Annotated in this window: 7 protein-coding genes; 2 read left to right on the top strand and 5 right to left on the bottom strand. The window is 65.3% G+C overall.

Annotation, left to right across the window (positions count from 1 at the left end):
- Position 1: 1 nt before the first annotated feature.
- From fdnG to A39O_RS35180, 5 genes are all read right to left on the bottom strand, one after another.
- Positions 2-3097, bottom strand: a complete 3096-nt coding sequence (gene fdnG / locus A39O_RS0125625) for a formate dehydrogenase-N subunit alpha (protein ID WP_157640413.1) — start codon at positions 3095-3097, stop codon at positions 2-4.
- Positions 3098-3845: 748 nt separating this feature from the next.
- Positions 3846-5810, bottom strand: coding sequence for an LOG family protein (locus tag A39O_RS0125615; protein ID WP_020507514.1), 1965 nt, complete (start codon positions 5808-5810; stop codon positions 3846-3848).
- A gap of 282 nt (positions 5811-6092) precedes the next feature.
- Positions 6093-8387 carry a putative bifunctional diguanylate cyclase/phosphodiesterase gene (locus A39O_RS35190; protein ID WP_020507513.1) on the bottom strand — a complete coding sequence of 765 codons (2295 nt, stop codon included), beginning with the start codon at positions 8385-8387 and terminating at the stop codon, positions 6093-6095.
- A gap of 471 nt (positions 8388-8858) precedes the next feature.
- Positions 8859-10736, bottom strand: coding sequence for a putative bifunctional diguanylate cyclase/phosphodiesterase (locus A39O_RS35185; protein WP_020507512.1), 1878 nt, complete (start codon positions 10734-10736; stop codon positions 8859-8861).
- Between the two features lie 373 nt (positions 10737-11109).
- A complete protein-coding gene (locus A39O_RS35180; protein ID WP_020507511.1) occupies positions 11110-13398 on the bottom strand; it encodes a putative bifunctional diguanylate cyclase/phosphodiesterase in 2289 nt (762 codons plus the stop codon).
- A 247-nt stretch (positions 13399-13645) separates the two neighbouring features.
- Here A39O_RS35180 and A39O_RS0125595 point away from each other — a divergent pair, with 247 nt between their 5' ends.
- A complete protein-coding gene (locus A39O_RS0125595) occupies positions 13646-16471 on the top strand; it encodes a chemotaxis protein CheB (protein ID WP_020507510.1) in 2826 nt (941 codons plus the stop codon).
- 50 nt (positions 16472-16521) lie between these two features.
- Positions 16522-16716 (top strand): IS3 family transposase (locus A39O_RS0125590; RefSeq protein ID WP_020507509.1); only part of this gene is annotated, 195 nt, incomplete at its 3' end.

The raw sequence follows: 16716 nt of genomic DNA, 5'->3' as shown, positions 1-16716 counted from the left end.
CTCACGCCTTTGCCTGGAGTCGGGTCGGGAGCTTTTCGATGTCCACCAGGAAGGCCTTGAACTCCGGCGTCTGGGTATTGGCATCGCCCACGAAGGGGGTCAGGGTATTGGTGATATAGCCATTCCTGGCCACCCCCTTGAAGCCCCAATGGATCGGGATGCCCACCGTATGCACCGACCGGCCATCGATGGTCAGGGTCTTGAGGCGCTTGGTGACCACGGCCACGGCGACGATGAAGCCCCGTTTGGAACGCACGCGCACATGGTCTCCCGCGGTAATGCCCTTGGCCGCCGCCAATTCCTCGCCGATCTCAACGAACTGCTCCGGCTGCACGATGGCATTGAGCCGGACGTGCTTACTCCAGGTATGGAAGTGCTCGGTCAGCCGGTAGGTGGTCGCCACATAGGGGAACTCAGCCGGGCTGCCGAAGCTCTCCCAATCACCTTTGAAGACCCGTGCCGCCGGATTGGCCCGGGCGAGCGGGTTATCCGGATGCATAGGATTGTTGGCGAGCGGCGACTCCATGGGCTCGTAGTGTTCCGGGAAGGGACCTTCCGCCATCATGTCCCGGGCAAAGAAGCGGGCCACGCCCTCCGGATTCATAATGAACGGCCCCATGCCGTCCGCCGGGGCGCTGTCGGCCTTGAAGTCCGGGATGTCCGAGCCCGTCCACTTGCCGGCCGCTGCATCCCAGCCAACCAGTTTGCGGCTGGGATCGAAGGGCGCGCCATCCGCATCGCAGGACGCGCGGTTGTAGAGCACCCGCCGGTTGGCCGGCCAGGCATAGGACCAGTTGAGGTTCTGGCCGATGCCGTACGGGTCCGCGTTGTCGCGGCGGGCCATCAGGTTGCCCTTCTCGGACCAGGCGCCGGCGAAAATCCAGCAGCCGCAGGCGGTGGACCCGTCGTCGCGCAACTCGGCAAAGCCGTTGAGTTGCTCGCCGGCTTTCACCAGGACCTTGGCGGGGTCCTTCGGGTCAGTCACGTCCTTGAGCGCCCGGCCGGAAAACTCTTTCGCCAGTTCTTCCGGTGCCGGATGGGTGGGCTGTTTGTGCTTCCAGGTCAGGTTCAAGACCGGGTCCGGGAAGGCGCCGCCGTCCTTTTTGTACATCGCCTTCAGTTTCAGAAAGATTCCGGCAATGATCTCCTGGTCGTTCAATGCTTCACCGGGCGGCTCAGCACCCTTCCAATGCCATTGCAGCCAGCGCGTGGAGTTGACCAGTGAACCGTCTTCCTCCGCAAAGCAACTGGAGGGCAGCCGGAAGACTTCGGTTTGGATCTGCGTCGGGTCCACGTCATTGAATTCGCCGTGGTTCTGCCAGAACTCCGAGGTCTCGGTCGCCAGCGGGTCGATCACCACCAGATACTTGAGCTTGGCCAGTGCCCCGGACAGTTTGATCTTGCACGGCGCCGAGGCCAGCGGATTGAAGCCCTGGCAGAAGTACCCGTTCATCTTGCCGTTGTTCATGTCCTCGAACACTTGCAGGATGTCGTGGGTTTTATCGAGCTTGGGCAGCCAGTCGTAGCACCAGTTGTTCTCCGGTGTCGCGGCGTCCCCATACCAGGCTTTCATGGTGCTCACGAAGAACTTGGGATAGTTCTGCCAGTAGCTCAATTGTCCGGGCCGCAGAGGCTTGGGTGAGCGTTTGGTCAAATACGCCTGGAAGTCCTTCTCGGCCTCACCCGGCAATGTCATATAACCGGGCAACAGGTTGGACAGCAGTCCGAGATCCGTGAGTCCCTGGATATTGGAGTGACCGCGCAGGGCATTCATACCGCCGCCGGCCACGCCGATATTGCCGAGCAGCAATTGCACCATGGCTCCGGTGCGGATCATCTGCGAGCCCTGTGAGTGTTGGGTCCAGCCCAGGGCATACATGACGGTCATGGTCCGATCGGGGGCCGCGGTCTCCGCGATCATGCCGGCCACCTTGAGGAAGGCATCCTGCGGCGTGCCGCAGATCCGCTCCACCAGTTCCGGCGTATAGCGGGCGTAATGGGCCTTCAGCAACTGATAGACACAGCGCGGGTCCTGTAGGCTGGGATCGGTCTTGACGTAGCCGTCCTCGCCCATCTGGTAACCCCAGGTGGCCTTGTCGTACTTGCGCTTGTCCGGGTCATAGCCCGAGAAGATGCCGTCCGTGAAGGTGAACTCATCCTTCACCAGGTAGCTCATGTCCGTATAGTCCCGGACATACTGATGATGGATCTTGTCGTTGCTCAGCAGATAGTTGATGAGCCCGCCCAGGAAGGCGATATCGGACCCGGCACGGATCGGCGCATAATAGTCCGCCACCGCCGCGGAGCGGGTAAAGCGCGGGTCGACGACGATCAGCCGGGCCTTGCGATGGGCCTTGGCCTCAGTCACCCATTTGAAGCCGCACGGATGGGCTTCGGCGGCATTGCCGCCCATGATGAGAACAAGGTCGGTATTCTTGATATCGACCCAATGATTGGTCATGGCGCCGCGGCCGAACGTCGGGGCAAGACTTGCCACCGTCGGGCCGTGTCAAACGCGCGCTTGATTATCGAATGCGAGCATCCCCAGGCTGCGCACGACCTTGTGGGTCAGGTAGCCGGTTTCATTGCTGGAAGCCGAGGCGGCCAGGAAGCCGGTGCTGTTCCACCGGTTGACGGTCGAGCCGTCCTGGTTGACGGCCTCGAAGTTGGCGTCCCGGTCCGCCTTCATGAGGGCGGCGATGCGCGTAAAGGCGTCATCCCAGGCGATGGGCTGCCATTCGCGGCTGCCGGGGGCGCGGTACTCGGGTTGCGTCAGGCGCGTGTCGCTGTGGATGAAGTCCAAGAGTCCCGCGCCCTTGGGGCACAGGGTGCCGCGATTGACCGGGTGATCCGGGTCGCCCTCGATATGGAAGATGCGGCCCTGCACATTCTTGGCCCCGGCCCCCAGACCGTACATCAGGATGCCGCAGCCGACCGAGCAGTAGGGGCAGGTGTTGCGGGTTTCGGTGGCCCGCGCCAGTTTGAAGCTGCGCATCTCCGCGAGCGCGGTGTCGGGCGCGAAGCCCAACAGGGTCAGGCTGGAGGTGCCTACCCCGGTGGCGCAGACCTTCAGGAAGGTCCGACGTGTGACTTGCATCTGCTTGCGGTTCCTCTGGTTGGTGGTGTTCGCGCCTTGGACATCGGGTCTGGCACCCGCGGCAGGCGGCGTTCTTGTTATTGGGTTTCGCGGGCTTTGGCAGCCAGGAGACGCCTGAGGTGATTTCCGGGACAGGATCTACCAACATGTAGGGGCGATTGTGGTTGCGACTGAAGTCGCACCAACATCCCCCTATCGCCACCTGCGCAGTCGGAATCGCCTTTACTGCGAGTGTAAGACATGCACTCGTTGCAGGTACAGAGGCGCGTTGTAAAGATTTGGCCGCGCCAGGCCCGGCAAGCGGGCCGTGACCTCGATTCCGCTCGGATGCCTGGCGGTTTTCAGAATACGCGAATGTAAGTTATTACTGATATTCTTTTTTCTCTTCTTCGTGTCTTTGTGTCTCCGTGAGAGCATCGTTTTTCGTCTTCTGCGGCACGGAAGAAATAGAATCCTCTCACAGAGACACGAAGACACAAAGAAGAAAAGAATAGGATTGTCGCCGTCGAGCGTGATAACCGGACCTAGCAGCCTGTCGGACTTTAGGCGATTTCCGAATAAGACGCTATCAAGAATCAAGCTCCGTAGGAGCCCGCTTGCGGGCGACGTGACCTGCCGGAATCGCGTCATTGTGCCCCACCCGTCGCCCGCAAGCGGGCTCCTACGGGTTGGACTGCGGCTCGCGCTTGTCCACCCTACGGCCGGAACACCGATCAAGGATGGGTTGCCGCTTCTTGAGTCTTCGTGCCTATCCCAACCGCAGCGCCTTCTTGTAGAACCGCGGCACCTCATCCGGATCGGCGGTCATCAGGATGTTGTCCAGCAATGACGTCGGCATGCGCCCCGCGCGTGCCATGCGGGTAAACTGATCTTTGAGACCCTGCCAGTAGAAGTCTCCGCCCGAACTGTCCAGGAAGACGATGGGACTGGACTCGATGACCCCGAGCTTCATGTCGGTGAGTGTGAGCCCGATCTCTTCCAGGGTGCCGACACCGCCGATCAGAAACAGGTGGAAGCTCGCGATCTCGAACCAGCGTTGTCGCGACTGGCGGCTGCGTGCCTGGAAGGTCTGGTAGAAATCGGCACTCTTGTTGGTCTCCTGGTCCATGGTCTCGATGAAGCTGGAGCCGACCATCAGGCCGAGTCGGTGGGCGGTGGCGGTGACCTGCTGCATGGACCCGGGTCCGCCGCCGGTGAGAATGCCGATGTCGCTGCCGAAGAGTCCCCGCAGGTTGGTGATCAGCCGCTCGGTGCAGGCGATCTCGGGTTCACTCAGCGGCTTGATCGAGCCATAGATGGCGAATACCAGGGTGGAGCGGAAGCGGTCCACCATGTCCGGCGCGGTGAAATAGCCGCGCAAACCGCGGAAGACATGCCGCACCACATGGCCGCGCGCCTCGTTGCACCAGTAGACCTCGACACCCAGGCCCTCGTAGTCCGCCAGGCGGCCGTGGTCACGGTCGGACAGGAAGACCCCGTGCTCGAAGGAGGCGCGGCGGAAGACGATGCGCGCGATCTGGCGGCGCAGCGCGGCGGCGCAAATCTCGGTGTGTTCGATCAGGTTGGGGAAGTAGCCGAGCAGCAGGGTCGCTCCGGCACCGTCCGGCAGGTCGGCGAGCGGCCCGGTTCCGGCACAGTCGATCGGCTCATCGAGCACGGACGATGGGTCGGCGTCGCTCTGGGGATCCGGCTGCACCCGCGGGTTCCCCGGGTTATCCGACCGGCCGCAGAGCAACTCCGGCATGCCGCCCGCGAGCAGGGCGGCCGGGTCGGTGGTCGCGGCCATCAGGCGGTGGCAGCCCGGCACCAACAACGGCGAGCCCTCCAGCCGGTCGAAGACCTGCGAGAGTGATCGGTACTCCGGTTCCGCGGCAGCCGGCAGCGGCTTGGGTCCGCCGTGCCAATAGTGGCGCTGCGGCTCCGAATGCACGGCCTCGTGCACGGTGGCGGCGACTGTGGGGTTGACGATGAGCTGATCGGAGCGGTTGATGAACTCCAGATAGATGTTGGTGCCGCGGGTGGAGACCGGGTCCAGCACCGTGGCCTGGAGGTGAAAGCCGAGTGAGTCGTCCAGGTTCTGGAGCACCACGTAATGCCGATGCAGGAACATGGAGCAGGCCGTCACCAGCCCGTCATTGGGCGGCAGCTCGATGTTGTCCACCATGGTGCGAACCTGGAGGCGGTTGAGCAGTTCCTTGCCGTCCGCGTGGTAGGCGACGGCGTTCACTTCTTGAAACGTCAGTGGTTTGCGGAAGCGGAAGAGCTGCTGCTGCGGGCGCAGGATGAGATAACCATGCGCGTCCAAGGAGAAGCCGGCGGGTACCTGGATTTGGTTGTCCTGGATCAGGCCGTGAATCTCGGTCGAGGAGAGCCGCGTATCGCGCGGGCAGTAGACCAGCCGCCCCACCCGCAGTCCGGGCGTGATCAGCCGTTCCAGATGCTCGGCCATACCGTAGGCGCGGATGGCGGCGACGACGCTCAGCCGCAGGTCACAGACGCGTCCGTTGAACACCGGTTCACCCAAGGGGGTGATGTTGATGCCGAGCCTTGCCAGGCGGCTGCGCGCCGCGAACACCAGTTCGGATTCGCGTCCGCGGACCAGATCGCGGAAGCGGCGCGGTAGGGCGAAGCGCGCCTCCACCACCAGGGTCTCGCCGTCCGGTTCGCGGATCGCCGTGATCCAGCCATCGTCGGTCTCGGGGGTTGCGTACATGCGGGTATCGGTCCGTTTGGTTTGCGGAAGCGCGCAACGCCCTTGGTTACTTCCGAGGGCCTTGACCGTAATCCCGGCCAGCGGCGTGCGTCGTCAGGGCATCCAGCCCTGACGGTGTCAGGCCAGGATGGCCTGACTACGCACCCGGCGAGCCCAAGTGGCCGGAATCTTGATCGAGGCCCTTCCGGGCATCATCCCACCCCGCTTGCGGCGGCAATCAGGACGGCACCGGGAGCCTGGTCGGGCGGTCAACGCCAACTGAGCGGTCGCAGGATGCTACCATCACGGGGCCGCGACTGCACCGCATGGCGCAGCCTGAGGCGGGATCCAGTCGCGGACATAGGCCGCGAACTCCGCTGCCGGGAGCGCGCTGCTGAACAGGTAACCCTGAACGATCCGACAGCCCTCGCGTTGGAGAAAGTCCGCCTGGGCCTGGGTCTCGACGCCCTCGGCGACCACCTTGAGCCCCAAAGCCTGGCCGAGGGCGATGACCGCGCGGGCGATGGCGCAACCCTCGGCGTCGTCGGGGAGCCCGGCCACGAACGATCGATCGATCTTGATGACCCGCACCGCCAGGCGCTTCAGCGAGGTCAGGGACGAATAACCGACGCCGAAATCGTCGATGCCCACGTCGATTCCCAAGGTCTGGAGGTGCAGGATATTGAAGGCTGCCGACTCGGGCCGGGCCATGATCCAGGTCTCGGTGATCTCGACCGCGAGGGCGTGGGGGTCCAGCCCGACCTCGTCGAGGATATCGACGACGGTCTCGGCCAGGTTCGGGCTTTGAATGTCACGGCTCGACAGATTGACCGAGACCGCTCCATGCGCCAGCAGTCCTTGCGCACGCCAGGTCTTCATTTGGGTCGCCGCAGTGCGCACCACCCAGGTGCTGATCGGGATGATCAGTCCGGTTGACTCCGCCAAGTGAATGAAATCATTTGGCTCGACGATCCCCAACACCGGGTGGTGCCAGCGGATCAGGGCCTCGCAGCCGATGATGCGGCCGGTCTCCAGGTCATGTTGCGGCTGGTAAGAGAGGCTGAACTCCTCCTTGGCGAGGGCCTGGCGCAGCGCCGTCTCCAGTGAGACCTGGGCCAGCGCGTTGGTGGTCATGTCGGCGGTGTAGAAGCGGAAGGTGTCGCGCCCCTGTTCCTTGGCCTGATACATGGCCGCGTCGGCATTGCGCACCAGGGTTTCCACATCGGCGCCATCTTGTGGATAGAGACTGATGCCGATGCTCGCCGTCACATAGAGCACACGGTCGTTCACCTCGAGCGGTTGTTTGAAGGCTTCGACCAACTTGTGGGCGACCGGTCCGGCATCGCCGCCCTGTGCCAGATCGCCCAGAATGATCGTGAATTCATCGCCGCCCAGACGCGCGACCGTGTCCCCGTCGCGCACCAGGGTCCGCATGCGGGCGGCCGCCAGGCGCAGGACCGCATCCCCGATGGGGTGACCCAGGCTGTCGTTGATGTCCTTGAAACGGTCCAGGTCGAGAAACAGCAGCGCGACCAGATGCTGTTCCCGCTGCGCCCGGCGCAGGGCCTGGCGCAGGCGATCATTGAACAACAAGCGATTAGGCAATCCGGTCAGGGGGTCCTGCTCGGCCAGTCGTGTCAGCTGAAGCTCATTTTCCTTAAGCTGTTCAGTTAGTTGTAAGTGCCTAGTGATGTCGTGTGCGGACTCGATCAGCCCCAGTATCCGGCCCCGCGCGTCGCGCAGGGGCGAGCCGATCAGCTCGATCCATTGCGTCTGCCCGGCGGGCGTCTGATGCCGATGAAGGACCTTCGACACCGCCCCGCCCGTCAGCACGTCGGGCATCGGGCAGGGGTAGTCCGGGCCCTCGCAGGGGGTGTCGCGGCCATGGGTGGCGCCGTAGCACCGCAGGGCCGTGTTGGGTCGGGCCGCACTGCCGGCCAACCCGCGCGCCGCCGCGTTCATCAACAGCACCCGGTAATCGGTGCCGATGACCCGAATGGGATCGGCGACGCCGTCGATGATGGATTGCAGGAAGTCTTGCTGGGCGAGCAGCGCGGCCCGTGCCTTGGTCTCGGTGATGTCCAGGAGTGCGGCCCGGCAGGCCACGGGGGCGTCGCTGTCCGCGCCGGGGCGTTCGCGGCGCAGCAGCAGTCGCAGGTCGCGTCGCGGGTGCGGCGGGCGTCCGAATTCCACCTCGAGGGATTCCTCCTGACCGGTATTCAGCACGCGTCCAAGGCTGCTGAGCAGGGCCCGTGCATCCGCCGGGGCGAGGTGACGCCGCAGGAACGGGTGCGCCTGTTCCCGCTCGATCCCCAGCAATTGCGCGGCGGTCAGGTTCATTTGTAGGATCCGGCCGCGGCAGTCGAGCGTGACATAGGCGACCGGGGCAAAGTCGTAGAGGTCGGCGTAGCGGTCGCGCGACTCCTCGAGTGCCTGCTGCGCGGCGCGCAACTCGCGGTTCTGCAATTCCAACTCGATCTGGTGGGTTTGCAGTTCCTGCACCACGCGCGTGTGCTCATGCGCGTTCTGGGCCTCGCGGCGCAAGGCGTCGAGCAGGTCGTTGAGCGCGCGGCTCGAAAGGTCCCTGAAACTGGTCATCGGGGCTCCGAGCGCAGGGTTGTCCAGGCGGTGGAGGGGCGCATGGTCGTTGATCGTTCGCTTGCCCTGAGATGACGATTCGCCTTGGTCGTGACAGCGAGGTCAAGTTCCGCGGCTTGGCTCGGCCCTTCAGCAGTTCCAAATTTGGCTGACCGCCGTCGGCAGCGTGCCGGCGGCGAGGCTGATGGTGGATGCGCTGCGCTTATCCACCCTACGAAACTGATATCACGGGGCCACGACTGCACCGCATGGCGTGGCCGGGGGTGCGATCAAAACTGATGTGTTGACGCAAATCCGTAGGGTACGCATCGCGTACCCACCAGGCCGAAGCGACTGCCGACATTGGGTACGCGATGCGTACCCTACACTGGCTATTGTAGTCCCGGGCGAAAACTCCTGTTGGTACCCGCGTCACTGAATTGCGGGAAGCAGTCGGTACGTCGCGGGCATGCAGGCTGCCCTGAAGCGTTACTAAGCCGCGGCTTGGTTCCGGACATACGCTTCGAACTCCGCTGCCGGGAGCGCACGACTGAACAGGTAACCCTGCGCAATCCGGCATCCCTCACGATGGAGAAAGTCCGCCTGGGCTTGGGTCTCAACGCCCTCGGCGACCACCTTAAGCCCCAGCGCCTGGCCGAGGGCAAGGACCGCACGGGTGATGGCGCAACCCGCGGCATCGTCCGGAAGTCCGGCCACCAATGACCGATCGATCTTGATCACGCGCACCGCCAGGCGCTTGAGCGCGGTCAGGGACGAGTAGCCGACGCCGAAGTCGTCGATGCCGACATCGATGCCCAAGGTCTGGAGGCGCTGGATGTTGAAGGCGGCCGACTCGGGTCGGGCCATGACCCAGGTTTCGGTGATCTCGACTGCCAGGGCGTGGGGGTCCAGCCCGACCGCGTCGAGGATCGCGACGACGGTCTCGGCCAGGTTCGGGCTTTGGATGTCACGGCTCGACAGATTGACCGAGACCGCCGCGCGTGGCAGCAGTCCTTGCGCACGCCAGGTCTTCATCTGGGTGACCGCCGTGCGCAGCACCCAGGCACTGATCGGGATAATCAGTCCGGTTGACTCCGCCACATGGATGAAATCATCCGGCTCGACGATCCCCAGCACCGGGCGGTGCCAGCGGATCAGGGCTTCACAGCCGAGGATGCGGCCGGTCTCCAGGTCGTGTTGCGGCTGGTAATGGAGGTTGAACTCCCCTTTGACGAGGGCCTGGCGCAGGGCGGTCTCCAGCGAGACCTGGGCCAACGCGCGGGCCGTTAGATCCTCGGTGTAGAAGCGGAAGGTGGCGCGCCCCTGCTCCTTGGCTCGATACATGGCCGCGTCGGCGTTGCGCAGCAGGGTGTCGACGTCGGTGCCGTCCTGGGGGTAGAGGCTGATCCCCACGCTGGCCGTCACATAGAGTGTCTGACCATCCACCGCGAAGGGCTGATCGCAGGCTTCGACCAATTTGTGGGCGACCAGTCCGGCATCGCTGCCGTGCGCCAGATCGCCCAGCACGATCGTGAACTCATCGCCGCCGAGGCGCGCGACCGTGTCGCCCTCGCGCACTTGGGCGCGCAGGCGCTGGGTCACCTGCCGCAAGATTTCGTCCCCGACCGCGTGCCCCAGGCTGTCGTTGATGTCTTTGAAGCGGTCCAGGTCGAGGAAAAACAGGGCCAACTCGCGGTGCTCGCGACGGGCACGCTGCATAGCCTGACTCAGCCGATCGGTGAACAACAGCCGGTTGGGCAGCCCGGTCAGCACGTCGTGTCCGGCCTGCTGCTCCAGTTGCGACTCGCGCTCTTGCAGTCGCTGCGTCAGGTGCCACTGCTCGGTGACGTCCAGGAGTGCCGCGCGGCAGGTAGCGGGGGCGGTCCCGTCCGCGTCCGGCCGCCCGCATTGCAGTAACACGCGCAGCCTGCATTCCGGTCGCGGCGGGCGTCCCAGTGTCGCTTCCAGGGACTCTTCCCGGCCGGTCGCCAGCACCCGCCCGATCGCGCTGAGGAGGGTACGGTTCTGCCCCGGGGCGAGCCGCAGGCCCAGGAAAGGCTCGACCGTCCGGCCGCGCTCGATCCCCAGCAATCGGGCCGCGGTCAGGTTCATTTCGACCATCCGGCCCTGGCGGTCGAGTGTGGCATAGGCCACCGGGGCGAAGTCGTAGAGGTCCGCGTAGCGGTCGCGGGACTCCTCCAGCGCCTGCTGCGCGGCGCGCAGCTCACGGTTCTGCATTTCCAATTCGATCTGGTGAACTTGCAGCTCATGGAGTACGCGTGCTTGGTCGGAGGGATAGCGCGCCTCGCGGCGCAGCGCGTCGAGCAAGTCCGCCAGTGAGCGGTTCGTGAGTTGGGTGAGGGTCGGCATGGGCGATTCGGGGTCAGACGCCGCGGGGGGGGGGGGGGGAGTGGTTCATGATGCTCGACGCTCCGCCAAGTCTCTGATTGCATGGATGCCTTGAGTCGTCACCCCCGGGGTTGCCGGATCGTGCACTTGCCCAAGGTGCGACGCGCGCTGCCCCCAACCGCTCTATTAGTGGCGGGTTTGAAACCCGCCCCTAGCAGCCTGTCGGACTTTAGGCGATTTCCGAATAAGACGCTATCAAGAATCAAGCTCCGTAGGAGCCCGCTTGCGGGCGACGTGACCTGCCGGAATCGCGTCATTGTGCCCCACCCGTCGCCCGCAAGCGGGCTCCTACGGGTTGGATTTTTCGCGGCAAGCCCGGATGTTTCGATCGGAATCAATCGGGTGTGGTCGCAGCGTGGGCCGCGCTCTGATTCCGGACATAGGCCGCGAACTCCGTCGCCGGGAGCGGCCGGCTGAACAGGTAACCCTGAGCCATCCGGCACCCCTCGCGCTCGAGGAAATCCGCCTGAGCCTGGGTCTCGACGCCCTCGGCGACCACCTTGAGCCCCAGCGCCTGGCCGAGCGCGAGGATTGCGCGGGCGATGGCGCAGCCCTCGGCGTCCGCGGGGAGCCCGGCCACGAATGACCGATCGATCTTGAGTTCCTGCACCGCCAGCCGCTTGAGTGCCGCCAGCGAGGAGTACCCGGTCCCGAAGTCGTCGATGCCGACCGCGATCCCCAAGGCCTGGAGGCCCCGGATGTTGTCTGACGCCGACTCCGGATTGGCCATGATCCAGGTCTCGGTGATCTCGACCGCCAGGGCGCCGGGTTCGAGCTCGACCGCGCGGATGATGTCCCCGATCTCCTCGGCCAGACCCCGGTTCTGCATGTCGCGGTTGGACAGATTGATCCAGACCGCCACCCCCGCCAGCAGTCCCTGCCGGCGCCAGAGCTTCATCTGCGTGGCGGCGGTGCGCACCACCCAGGCGCTGATCGGCACGATCAGTCCGGTGGACTCGGCGAGCGGGATGAATTCATCGGGTCCGATCAGGCCCCCTTCCGGGCGCTGCCAACGGATCAGGGCCTCCAGGCCGGCGATCCGGCCGGTCGCCAGGTCGAGCAGCGGCTGGTAATGGAGCACGAACTCACCGTTCACCAGCGCCCGGCGCAAGGCGCTCTCCAGTGAGACCTGGGCGAGGGCACGCGTGGTCATGTCCTCGGTGTAGAAGCGGAAGGTGTCGCGGCCCTGATCCTTGGCCCGGTACATGGCGGCGTCGGCGTTGCGGATCAGGGTATCGACATCGCTGCCGTCCAGGGGGTAGAGGCTGATGCCGATGCTGGCGGTGACATAGAGCGCCCGGTCTTCCACCAGGAAGGGTTGGCGGAAGGCCGCGACCAGTTTATGCGCGATCAGCCCGGTGGCGTCGGTCTGCTCCAAGTCCCCGATGGCGACGGTGAACTCATCCCCGCCCAGGCGGGCGACGGTATCGCTCTCCCGCACCAGGGCGCGCATGCGCGCGGCGGCCTGCCGCAGGATCAGATCGCCGGTGGGGTGCCCCAGGCTGTCATTGATCGCTTTGAAGCGGTCCAGATCAACGAAGAGCAGGGCGACGCCGCGGTGCTCGCGATGGGCCTGATGGATCGCCTGCTGCAGGCGGTCGCTGAACAAGAGCCGGTTCGGCAGTCCGGTGAGCGGGTCATGCTGGGCCAGGTGCTCCAGTTGCTGTTCACGCTCCCTGAGTGCTTCGGTCAGCCGCAGATGTGCGGTGATGTCGTGCGCCGCCTCGATGATCCCGATGATCTCGCCCGCGGGACCGTGCAGCGGCGAGCCGACCAGCTCGACCCAGCGGGACGCCCCGTCGGCGCCCTGATGCCGGTGGATCACCGTCACCGCCGTCCCGCCCGCCAGCACCTGGTGCACCGGGCACGGATGGTCCGGGCTGTCGCAGGGGGCGTCGCGGCCATGGGTGGCACGGTAGCAGGTCAACCCGGCGCCGTCCGGGTCCGATGCACCGGCCGCCGCGCGTGCCGCCGCGTTCATCAGCAGGATGCGATAGTCGGTGCCGATGACCAGGATGGGATCTGCAACCCCGTCGATAACCGCTTGCAGGAAGCGCTGCTGAGCGGCAACGGCGGCCTGCGCCTGCCGGTTCTCGGTGACATCGAACAGGGCACAGCGGCAGTGCGCCGGATCCTCCGCGGCGGGGCGCGGGCGCTCGCGGCGGAGGATCAGACGCAATGCGCGCGGTGGTTGCGGCGGGCGCCCCAGGGTGACCTCGAGCGATTCCTCCTGATCCGACTCCAGCACCCGCGCGAGACCGGCGAGCAGGGTGCGCCCATGGCCGGGGGCGAGCCGCGCCGTCAGAAACCGGTACCCTGCGTGTCCCCGCTCGACCCCGAGCAACTGGGCCGCGGTGAGGTTCATCCGCGTGATCCGGCCCTCACGCGTCAGGGTGGCATAGGCAACCGGGGCGAAATCATACAGGTCGGCGTAGAGGTCGCGGGACTCCTCCAGCGCTTGCTGGGCCTCGCGCAGGTCGCGGTTCTGCATCTCCAACTCGATCTGGTGGATTTGCAGATCCTGGACCACGCGGCCAAGATCGGCCGGGTCCAGTGTCGCGCGGCGCAGGGCGGCGAGCAGCTCGGCGAGTGCGCGGCGCGAGAGATCCCTGAACTCAGCCACGGGGGTCACGGGGTCGGGCGGCGCGGGGGGGGGGGGGGGGGGGGGCGCGCGGGGGGGGGGGGGGGGGGGGGGGGGGGGGGGGGGGGGGGGGGGGGGGGGGGGCGGTTGGCTCATGGTGAACGATGATCCCTAACGCCGCGGAGACTGATATTTTTTGCGTATAACCGTTCTTTAATCGCTTAGTCTATACGATGGAATCCTGACTTGCTCAGGCCTTGCCCCGACCCGGAAACTCAGGAGCCGGAATATGTCAAAAAAGGTTAACACGATTGGGCCGGAATCGGAATCGGAATCGGCGGCGGCGAGTGCGGCGCCACCGCAGGAGCCTCAGGAGACGGTTGCATCCCCTGAGGGCGATCAGTCTCACGACCTGACGGCTGCGCCAGGCGCCGCGCCCACCATCGGCGAGGACTTCCCGGTGGTTGGCATCGGCGCCTCCGCCGGTGGTCTGGAAGCCTATCGACTGCTGTTCGAGGACCTGCCGGCCAACACCGGCATGGCCTTCGTCTTGGTCCAGCACCTGGACCCGCAGCACCCGAGCCTGCTGGCTGAACTGATCGGGCGCGCCACCCGGATGCCGGTCCTGGAGGCCATCAATGGAGTGCCCGTGGCGCCGAATCGTGTCTATACGATCCCGCCCAATGTGACGCTGGGGATTCTGCACGGACGGCTGCAGGTGCTGGATCGGGTGGTCGATCGCGGGCGTCACCTGCCGGTGGATGAGTTTCTGCGCAGTCTGGCGCAGGACCGCGGCAGCCAGGCGATCGGCGTGGTGCTCTCCGGAACGGCTTCGGACGGGACCGCGGGGCTCGCCGCCATCAAGGCGGCCGGCGGTGTCACCTTCGCGCAGGATCAGGCGAGCGCCGCCTACTGGGGCATGCCGGGGAGCGCGGTGGCGGCCGGCTGCGCCGATTTGGTGATGTCCCCGCCGGAGATCGCGCGTGAGCTGGCGCGCATGGCCGCCCACCCCTTGCTGCGCCAGCGCCAGCCGCCCGAGCCCGACCTCGGGGAGGAGACCAGCCAGGCACTCGACAAGGTCTATCTGTTGCTGCGCGCGCGCACCGGCAATGACTTCGCGCTCTACAAACAGTCCACCATCCGGCGGCGCATCCGCCGGCGGATGTTGGTCCACAAGCTGGAACGACTGGGCGACTATGTGCGTTATCTCCAGAACACACCGGCGGAGTTGGACGCGCTTTTTCACGACCTGCTGATCAACGTGACCGGCTTTTTTCGCGATCCGGAAACCTTCGAGGTGCTGCGTGCGCTGGCTCTGCCGCGCATCTTCGCCGCGCGGGCGACGCCGGCCGCGGCCGGGGAGAACGGCACCGCGCAGGCCGTGCCCCTGCCCCAGGTGCGTATCTGGGTCCCCGGTTGCTCGACCGGGGAGGAGGCGTATTCGCTGGCGATGACCCTGATCGAGGGCGCCGATGAGCGGGAGTGCGACGCGGGGCTGATCGGTCCTTTCCAGATTTTCGCTACCGACATCGATGAACAGGCGATCAGTGTGGCACGTCGCGGCGTCTACCCGGAACGTATTCAGGCGGAGGTCTCCCCGGAGCGGCTGCGGCGCTTCTTTGTGAAGGTCACCGGCGGCTGGCAGGTCAACAAGGTCCTGCGCGATCTCTGTGTGTTTGCCGTGCAGAATGTGGTGAAAGACCCGCCGTTCTCCCGGCTGGATCTGGTGTGTTGTCGCAATGTATTGATTTATCTTGGTCCGATGCTGCAGAAGCGGGTCTTGCAGATGTTCCACTATGCCCTGGAGCCGGAGGGTTACCTGATGCTCGGACCCTCCGAGAGCATCGGTGGTCAGGCCGATCTGTTTGCCCTGGTGGATCAGCCGGCCAAGCTCTACACCAAGAAATCCGTGGCGTCTCGCGAGGGTTACAGCTTCAAGGCGCGGACCCCCTACCAGGACGCGCTGGTGGAACTGCCCCCGCCGCGGTTGGGAACGCCGGGCCGCAGTCCGCAACAGGAAGCCGAGGAGTTGATCCTGGACCGTTTCAGCCCGGCCGGGGTGATCCTCACCGCCGACTGGGACATTCTGCACTTTCGCGGTCAGACCGGACGCTACCTGGAACCGGCACCGGGGGCGGCGAGTCTCAACGTGCTCAAGATGGTGCGCCGCGGGCTGTTCGTTGCGTTGCGTGGCGCGCTCCTGCAGGCGCGTGACTCCGGCGTCCCGGTCCGCAAGGCCGGGCTCCGCTATCGCAGCAACGGCAGCGAAGCGCAGGTCGATCTCCAGGTGTTGCCATTGCGCGCGATGGCCGGCGGGGCGCCGTGCTTTCTGGTGCTGTTCGAAGAAGCCGTGGCACCGGTCGCCGCGGAACCGGCCGGGCCCGCACCCGGTGTCGCCGAGGGCGCGGCCAATCCGGAGCGGGACGACTATCTTGCGACCCTGGAGCATGAACTGGCGAGCACCCGCGATTACATGCAGTCGGCGATTGCCGAGCAGGAAGGAACCAACGAGGAACTGCGCTCCATGAACGAGGAGATCCAGTCCGCCAACGAGGAGTTGCAAAGCACCAACGAGGAGTTGGAGACCGCCAAGGAGGAACTCCAGTCCACCAACGAGGAACTGGCCACGGTCAATGAGGAACTGGAGAGCCGTAACGCCGAGCTGGCCGCCGCCAACAACGACATCAATAATATGCTGGCCAGTATCAATCTACCGATCCTGATGCTGGACAACCGGCTGCGCATCCGCCAGTTCACCCCGCAGGCGGAGCGGCTGTTGAACCTGATCGGCACCGACCTGGGCCGGCCGATCAGCAATATCAAACCCAACATCGAGGTGCCGAACCTGGAGGACTTGGTGCGGCGGGTGATCAACAGCCTGGAGGTCGAGTCGCTCGAGTTGCAGGACAACGCCGGTCACTGGTACGCGGTGCGGCTGCGGCCCTACAAGACGCTGGATCACCGCATCGACGGGGCGGTGATCACCTTCATGGAGATCGACGAGATCAAGGAGGCGCGGCGCCTGCGCGTGACCCTGGCGGAGGAGCGGCGGCTGGCGGCCCTGGTGCGCGACGCGGCGGACGCCATCACCGCGCAAGGGTATAGTGGACCCTGAAAACCGGACAGTAATTTAAGCTCGCGTCGAACCAAAAGGGGCATATCATAATGGGCGAAGCGAAGCGCAAGACGTACACGGCATCCTTCAAGGCCAAAGTCGGCCTGGAGGCGATCCGCGGGGTCAAAACGACGAACGAGATCGGACAGGAGCATGGAGTCCATCCGGTCCAGGTGGGGCAGTGGAAAAAGGAGATCCTGGAGCAGGCCGGGACGCTGTTTGAAACCAAGCGTGGACGTCAGAAA

The organism is Lamprocystis purpurea DSM 4197 (assembly GCF_000379525.1).
GTDB lineage: Bacteria > Pseudomonadota > Gammaproteobacteria > Chromatiales > Chromatiaceae > Thiodictyon > Thiodictyon purpureum.
Note: the sequence above shows the minus strand (reverse complement) of the source record. Positions and strands in the feature narration are given on the sequence as shown.

Bases quoted from the DNA above. Each gene is read 5' to 3' on its own strand.
- A39O_RS0125615 (WP_020507514.1), bottom strand. From the start codon at position 5,810: ATGTACGCAACCCCCGAGACCGACGATGGCTGGATCACGGCGATCCGC.
- A39O_RS35190 (WP_020507513.1), bottom strand. From the start codon at position 8,387: ATGACCAGTTTCAGGGACCTTTCGAGCCGCGCGCTCAACGACCTGCTC.
- A39O_RS35185 (WP_020507512.1), bottom strand. From the start codon at position 10,736: ATGCCGACCCTCACCCAACTCACGAACCGCTCACTGGCGGACTTGCTC.
- A39O_RS0125595 (WP_020507510.1), top strand. From the start codon at position 13,646: ATGTCAAAAAAGGTTAACACGATTGGGCCGGAATCGGAATCGGAATCG.